Genomic DNA, 7,226 nt, shown 5'->3' with positions numbered 1-7,226 from the left:
GCATGCCCTTCTGGCGCGAGGACCTCTAAGGTTTTAACGGTTCCGGTGCGGTCCCCCTACAACCGCACCGGTTTCGCCCGTCAAACGGGCACCACTTTTTAGTAATTCACTTTTTCGAAAGGAAACGAACCATGGGTGTTAACCTCTCCGGCCGTAGCTTCCTCAAGCTCCTCGACCTCACCACCGAGGAGATTGAGTACCTGCTCAAGCTCTCCAAGAACTTCAAGGACATGAAGCGTGCTGGCGTTCCGCACCGCTATCTCGAGGGCAAGAACATCGTCCTGCTCTTCCAGAAGACCTCCACTCGTACCCGCTGCGCCTTCGAGGTCGGCGGCATGGACCTGGGCATGGGCGTTACCTACCTCGATCCCGGTTCGTCCCAGATGGGCAAGAAGGAGTCCATCGAGGACACCGCTCGCGTTCTCGGCCGCATGTATGACGGCATCGAGTTCCGCGGCTTTGCCCAGGACGACGTCGAGGAGCTCGCCGCTAAGTCCGGCGTGCCCGTGTGGAACGGCCTGACCACTGAGTGGCACCCCACCCAGATGCTCGCCGACATCCTGACCGTCCAGGAGAACTTCAACTACGACATCAAGGGCAAGACCCTCGTCTTCATGGGCGACTGCAAGAACAACGTCGCTCGCTCCCTCATGGTTGTCTGCTCCAAGCTCGGCATGAACTTCGTGGCCTGCGGCCCCGAGGAGTGCATGCCCGCTGACGACGTCATCGAGGCCTGCAAGCCCATCGCCGAGGCCAACGGCTGCACCATCAAGCTGACCACCGACGTCAAGGACGGCGTCACCGGTGCCGACGTTCTCTACACCGACGTTTGGGTCTCCATGGGCGAGCCCGACGAGGTCTGGGCCGAGCGCATCGCTCAGCTCACCCCGTATCGCGTTACCTCCGAGGTCATGGCTATGGCCAACCCGGGTGCCATCTTCCTGCACTGCCTGCCCAGCTTCCACGACACCAACACCACGATTGGCGCCGAGAAGTGCGAGCAGTTCGGCATCACCGAGCAGGAGGTCACCGACGAGGTCTTCGAGAGCCCCGCTTCCAAGGTCTTCGACGAGGCCGAGAACCGCATGCACACCATCAAGGCTGTCATGTACGCTACGCTCAAGTAAGAGCATCTAGCATCTCGCTCGGGGTGCATTGCTGCGCACCCCGAGCACTTTTGTCTGGTAAAAATCTCGCACCGAACGACATGCACGGCACGGAAGAGCCGCTTCGGGCGAGATCAGTAAATGATTTATGAAGGGGGGATGAGAACTATGACTGAGACCGCTAAGAAAAAGCGCGGTATGCCTTCATCGTTCACCATTCTTCTTGCTCTGCTGGCAATCGTCGCGGTTGTTACCGTTATCGTCTCCGGTACGTCCGGTGGCGCGGTTACCGCTGCCCGCTTGAGCGATTTCTGCACCGCCCCGGTCAAGGGCTTCGCTGACGCTCTGCCCGTCTGCCTCTTCGTTATGATCCTCGGCGGCTTCCTCGGCATGATGACCGAGACCGGCGCCCTGGACAACGGCATTGCCGTTCTGGTGCAGAAGCTTAAGGGCAATGAGATCATGCTCATTCCCGTGCTGATGCTCATCTTCTCCCTCGGTGGTACCACCTATGGTATGTGCGAGGAGACCGTTCCCTTCTACGCCCTGCTCGCCGCTACCATGATGGCTGCTGGCTTCGACCCCATGGTCGGCGCTGCAACCGTCCTGCTCGGCGCTGGCTGCGGCTGCCTCGGCTCCACGGTTAACCCGTTTGCCGTCGGCGCTGCCGTCGACGCTCTGACCGGCGTTGGCATTGAGGTCAACCAGTCCATCATCATCGGCCTCGGTGCCGTCCTGTGGATTGTTACCACCGCCATGTCCATCTTCTTCGTCATGAGCTATGCCAAGAAGGTCAAGGCTGACAAGGGTTCCACCATCCTTTCGATGCAGGAGCTCAAGGACGCCGAAGAGGCTCACGGCAAGGCTGCTTCCGAGGTTCACAAGGAGGTCAAGCTCACCGGTCGTCAGAAGGGTGTTCTGATCGCCTTTGCCTTCACCTTCGTCGTCATGATCGTCGGCTTCATCCCGCTGGCCGACCTTAACGAGGGCGTCGCCAACTTCTTCGATGCTGGCGCTGTCTATGACGCCGACGGTAACGCCATCGTTCAGGGCTGGTCTGCCCTGATCACCGGCCTGCCCATTGGTCAGTGGTACTTCGACGAGGCTTCCACCTGGTTCTTCCTCATGGCTGTCCTGATCGGTATTATCGGCGGCCTGTCCGAGAAGCAGATCGTCAACACCTTCATCACCGGCGCTGCCGACATGATGTCCGTTGTCCTCGTCATCGCCCTCGCCCGTGGTATCTCCGTCCTCATGGCTAGCACCGGCCTCGACGTCTACGTCCTCGACGCTGCCGCCAATGCTCTGGCTGGCCTGTCCGGCGTGATCTTCGCTCCCATGAGCTTCCTGGTCTACTTCGGCCTGTCCTTCCTGATCCCCTCGACCTCCGGTATGGCTACTGTCTCCATGCCCATCATGGGACCGCTGGCTGTTAAGCTCGGCTTCTCGCCCGAGGTCATGGTCATGATCTTCTCCGCCGCCATCGGCGTCGTGAACCTGTTCACCCCGACCTCCGGCGCCATCATGGGCGGTCTTGCCCTGGCCAAGATCGAGTGGACGACCTGGCTCAAGTTTGCTCTTAAGCTCATCGTCGCTCTCTCCGTCGTCTGCGCCATCATCCTGACCGTCGCTTGCGTGATGCTCTAAGTACCCCTTGGGTACCCCACGGAAACCATGACGATCCTATAACGGATCACCTGGTCATCGTCTGTCCGGTGGGGTAACCCCACCGGTAGACTCCTACCTTTGGCCCCCTCCCGTTCCGTGCGCGGGAGGGGGCGCACTTATGTTGCGCGGTTCTACGAACCGCGCAACCAGTTGACGCTGCGCGCCGCCCAGGACGACAATTTGTCATTCAAAAGGCAAGGCATGACCAAAAGGTCTATGCCTTGCCTTTTTCATGCCAACTTGTACGTCCTGGACGGCGCTCGCTGTCCGTCCTCTGCCTGCGGCGCTTTCCATTGTTGGTGCAGGGGCGCTTTGCCTACTCTGGCGGGCTTTCGCTGGCTTATGCTCAACCTGCGACGTTTTCATTGTTGGTGCTGAGTGCCTTGTTTCCCGTTCCAAATGAGCCACCCCGGGTCCCCGGCGGTTGCGGTGGGCGTGTTTGGTTGGTGCCTGTTGATGGTCTGGTTATCGGGGAGGGCGGGCTCCGTTATAATCGCGTAGGAACTTAATTTACGAAACGGGACGGGAGCCATACATGCGCCAGGGTTTCGACAACGCGAAGTATATCGAGCTGCAGGCTGCTCACATTAAGGAGCGCATCTCGCAGTTTGGCGGCAAGCTGTATTTGGAGTTTGGCGGCAAGCTGTTCGATGACTATCATGCCAGCCGCGTGCTACCGGGTTTTGAGCCGGACAGCAAGTTCCGCATGCTCAAAAGCATCGCCGACGATGTCGAGGTTATCATCGCGATCAACGCGAACCACATCGAGAAAAACAAGGCTCGTGGTGACCTTGGCATTACCTATGACGAGGATGTGCTGCGCCTGGTTGACCTGTTCCGCGGCAACGGCTTTGCTGTCGCGGCCGTGGTCATCACCCAGTACGCTGGACAGCCTGCTGCCGATGTGTTCCGCAACCGCCTGAACGCGCTCGGTATTCCCGCCAAGCTGCACTATCCCATCGAGGGCTATCCGCACGATGTCGATCTGATTGTGTCCGACGACGGCTATGGCAAGAACGAGTTTGTCGAGACCACCCGACCGCTCGTTGTCGTGACGGCGCCCGGCCCTGGCTCGGGCAAGCTCGCTACTTGCCTGTCTCAGCTCTATCACGAGCACAAGCACGGCACGGCCGCCGGCTATGCCAAATTCGAGACCTTCCCGGTTTGGAATCTGCCCCTTACGCATCCGGTCAATATTGCCTACGAGGCCGCCACGGCTGACCTCGACGACGCCAATATCATCGATTCGTTCCACCTTGAGGCCTACAACAAGACCACGGTCAACTACAACCGCGACGTCGAGGCCTTCCCGGTAGTCCGTGCCCTGATGGAAAAGATCCTGGGCAAGAGCCCCTACCAGAGCCCTACGGACATGGGCGTCAATATGGTCGGTTTTGCCATCACCGATGACGATGCCTGCCGCGACGCCTCCAAGATGGAGATCGTCCGCCGCTACTTTACCGCGGTCGAAAATGTGCGCCGTACCGGCGTGGGCGATGAGCAAGTCGACCGTCTCAAGATTATTATGAAGAAAGCCGGCATCGATAAGAACTACTCACCGGCGCGCTCGGCGGCCCTCACCAGGGAGCAGCTGACGGGTGGCCCCGTGGGTGCCATGGTCATGCCCGATGGCTCCGTGGTGACCGGTAAGACCTCAACGCGCCTGGGTGCCGCAAGTTCGCTCATTATGAACGCCCTCAAGCATGTCTCGGGCGTCGACCTTGAGCTCGAGGTCATTAGCGATGAGGCGATCGAGCCCATCAGCAAGCTCAAGACGCATTTCCTGGGCAGCAAAAACCCGCGCCTCCACACCGACGAGACGCTTATGGCGCTGTCGATCACCTCGGCCACGAGTGAGACGGCCGCTCGCGTCCTTTCGGGCCTGGAGCAGCTGCGCGGTTGCGATGCCTTCTTTAGCGTGATTATCTCGCCGACGGACGAGACGGTACTGCGCAAGTTGGGCATCAACGTGTGCTGCGAGCCCAAGTTTGAGCGCCGCGGTTTCTTCCATCGCTAAGTTTGAAGCACCGCGGTAATTGCATTGCATTTTGGCCGTATCGGGTTAGCGCCCGGTACGGCTTTTTGATCAATAAAGCGTCTATTTCGGCGAAAAATAGCTGTTTACCTGCCTAGAAACAATTTGAGCGGTATACAATAACCGTAACTGTTTCATCCTTAGCGGGATGCCGCATGATGGATATTACCTGCCATCGTGAGGTGTGTCGGTCGCGCACGTCGCGTTAGATGCTCGTGCTCGGTTTGAGGAGGCTGCTATGGCGGGCAAGGGTCGTGCGAGTGTCAACGATATGAAGCGTGTCGAGGTGCTGGTGTTGATGGAGATCGACCAGCAAACCGAAGACAATGGCGGGCCGTATGGTTTCTCGCGCAAAACGCTTGCCGAGCGCGTGGGGGTTTCGCCGTATCGTGCCCGCGCCGCAATCGATCGCTTGGATTCCGAAGGTATGATTGATGTCGTCTCGCGTTGTAGCGACGACGGCGGTCAGCTTGCAAATGGCATTTGCCTCACCGAACGTGGTGAGTGGTATCTTGAGGGCGTCCGTACCGGCATGCTCGTTCAAGAAATGCTTGAGGACGAGGTTGCTGATCGATAGCAGCATGTAACCCTTGCCATAGCGACGCCGCCTGGGAAACCGGGCGGCGTTTTGTTTCAAGATTGAGAAATGCAATCGCACGCGAGAAAAATTGCGGACGGTCCGCGGCGCGAGTATTACAATGAAGACCCGTAAGATGTGGATAAACAACTTCTACGGGAAGCGCAGGTAACTCAATATGACCAAGCATGTGTTCGTAACCGGTGGCGTGGTTTCGTCCCTGGGCAAGGGTATCACCGCGGCCTCGCTGGGCCGTCTGCTCAAGTCGCGTGGCTACAAAGTAACGATGCAGAAGGCCGACCCGTATCTGAACGTCGACCCCGGTACCATGAGCCCGTTCCAGCATGGTGAGGTCTTTGTAACCGAGGATGGTTACGAGTCCGACCTGGACCTGGGTCATTACGAGCGCTTTATTGATGAGAACCTGACCCGCGATTCCAACTTTACGACCGGTGCCATCTACAAAAGCCTAATCGCCCGCGAGCGTCGCGGCGACTTTTTGGGCGGTACCGTGCAGGTGATTCCTCACGTCACCAATGCCATTAAGGATAAGTTCCGCCGCATCGAAGAGCAGACCGGCTCCGATATAGTCATCACCGAGCTGGGCGGCACGATCGGCGACATCGAGTCCCAACCGTTTGTCGAGGCCATTCGTCAGTACCGCAAGGAGGCCGGCCCCGAGAACGTCTGCTACATCCACGTGTCGCTCGTTCCCTATATCGCCGCCGCCCACGAGGTCAAGACCAAGCCCACGCAGCATTCCGTCAAGGAGCTCCGCAGCTTTGGTATCCAGCCCGATATTATCGTTCTGCGCTCCGACCACCATATCGATGACGCTATCCGCGGAAAGATCGCAAGCTTCTGCGACGTCGACACCGATTGCGTCTTTACCAACGAGGACTGCGCGAGTATTTACGATGTTCCGCAGCTGCTTGCCGAGCAGGACTTTGACCTGCGCATTTGCGAGCGCCTGGGTCTGGACCCGCGTGAGCGCGACATGAGCGAGTGGAACGAGTTCCTGCGCAAACAGAATCACGCCAACCATCACGCCGACAAGGTGAAGATCGCCGTCGTTGGCAAGTACACGCAGCTGCCCGATGCGTACCTGTCGGTTATCGAGGCCCTGCACCATGCGGGCGTCTTCTACGATCGCCATGTGGACGTCCAGCTGGTCGACGGCGAGAGCCTCGACGAGCAGAATGTCTCCGAAGTTCTGGGCGACGCCTCGGGCATCCTGGTCCCCGGCGGCTTTGGCAAGCGCGCCCTGGAGGGCAAGATCCTCGCGGCCGAGTTTGCCCGCGAGCACAAGATTCCGTATCTGGGCATTTGCCTGGGTATGCAGGTGGCCGTGTGCGAGTTCGCCCGCAACGTCGTCGGCCTTGCCGGCGCCAGCTCCTCCGAGTTCGACCCGGACGGTCCGTTTAGCGTCATCGATCTGATGAGCTCGCAGGAGGATGTCACCGAGAAGGGCGGCACCATGCGTCTGGGCGCCTATCCGTGCAAGCTCGCCGCCGATACCCTCGCTCGCGAGGCATATGGCGAGGATCTCGTCTACGAGCGTCACCGTCACCGCTTTGAGTTTAACAACGCCTTCCGCGACCAGCTCGAGGACGCCGGTTTGGTTATCTCGGGTCTTTCGCCCGACGAGCGTCTGGTCGAGATGGTCGAGCTGCCGCGCGACGTGCATCCTTGGTATGTGGCAACCCAGGCTCACCCCGAGTTCAAGAGCCGTCCGACCAACCCGCAGCCGCTGTTCCGAGAGTTCGTGCGTGCCTCGATCGGTCAGCACGAGGGTGTCGATCGCCTGCAGGTGACGCCCATGAACCTCGCTACGGACTAA

5 protein-coding genes are annotated in these 7,226 nt (G+C 59.4%); all 5 read left to right on the top strand.

From position 1 onward, the window contains the following. Positions 1-131 precede the first annotated feature (131 nt). The 5 genes from argF to DWX39_RS05285 all read left to right on the top strand — a co-directional run bounded on the left by argF (position 132) and on the right by DWX39_RS05285 (position 7,226). Positions 132-1,127 (top strand): ornithine carbamoyltransferase, encoded by a 996-nt coding sequence (gene argF / locus DWX39_RS05305; RefSeq protein WP_117584234.1) that lies wholly within the window; start codon positions 132-134, stop codon positions 1,125-1,127. A gap of 138 nt (positions 1,128-1,265) precedes the next feature. Further along, a complete protein-coding gene (locus DWX39_RS05300) occupies positions 1,266-2,753 on the top strand; it encodes a YfcC family protein (protein ID WP_369831814.1) in 1,488 nt (495 codons plus the stop codon). A 556-nt stretch (positions 2,754-3,309) separates the two neighbouring features. Next, positions 3,310-4,791: a DUF1846 domain-containing protein gene (locus DWX39_RS05295; protein ID WP_006234276.1), complete on the top strand. Its 1,482-nt coding sequence runs from the start codon at positions 3,310-3,312 to the stop codon at positions 4,789-4,791. A 256-nt stretch (positions 4,792-5,047) separates the two neighbouring features. Beyond that, positions 5,048-5,386, top strand: a complete 339-nt coding sequence (locus tag DWX39_RS05290) for a hypothetical protein (protein ID WP_117758738.1) — start codon at positions 5,048-5,050, stop codon at positions 5,384-5,386. A 178-nt stretch (positions 5,387-5,564) separates the two neighbouring features. Next, complete coding sequence (locus DWX39_RS05285; RefSeq protein ID WP_117758737.1) at positions 5,565-7,226, top strand: CTP synthase; 1,662 nt, start codon at positions 5,565-5,567, stop codon at positions 7,224-7,226.

It is taken from the genome of Collinsella sp. AF19-1LB (assembly GCF_003459655.1).
Classification (GTDB): domain Bacteria; phylum Actinomycetota; class Coriobacteriia; order Coriobacteriales; family Coriobacteriaceae; genus Collinsella.
Note: the sequence above shows the minus strand (reverse complement) of the source record. Positions and strands in the feature narration are given on the sequence as shown.

Excerpts from the sequence above, each read along its gene's own strand:
- argF (WP_117584234.1), top strand. The coding sequence starts at position 132 with ATGGGTGTTAACCTCTCCGGCCGTAGCTTCCTCAAGCTCCTCGACCTC.
- DWX39_RS05300 (WP_369831814.1), top strand. The coding sequence starts at position 1,266 with ATGAGAACTATGACTGAGACCGCTAAGAAAAAGCGCGGTATGCCTTCA.
- DWX39_RS05295 (WP_006234276.1), top strand. The coding sequence starts at position 3,310 with ATGCGCCAGGGTTTCGACAACGCGAAGTATATCGAGCTGCAGGCTGCT.
- DWX39_RS05290 (WP_117758738.1), top strand. The coding sequence starts at position 5,048 with ATGGCGGGCAAGGGTCGTGCGAGTGTCAACGATATGAAGCGTGTCGAG.
- DWX39_RS05285 (WP_117758737.1), top strand. The coding sequence starts at position 5,565 with ATGACCAAGCATGTGTTCGTAACCGGTGGCGTGGTTTCGTCCCTGGGC.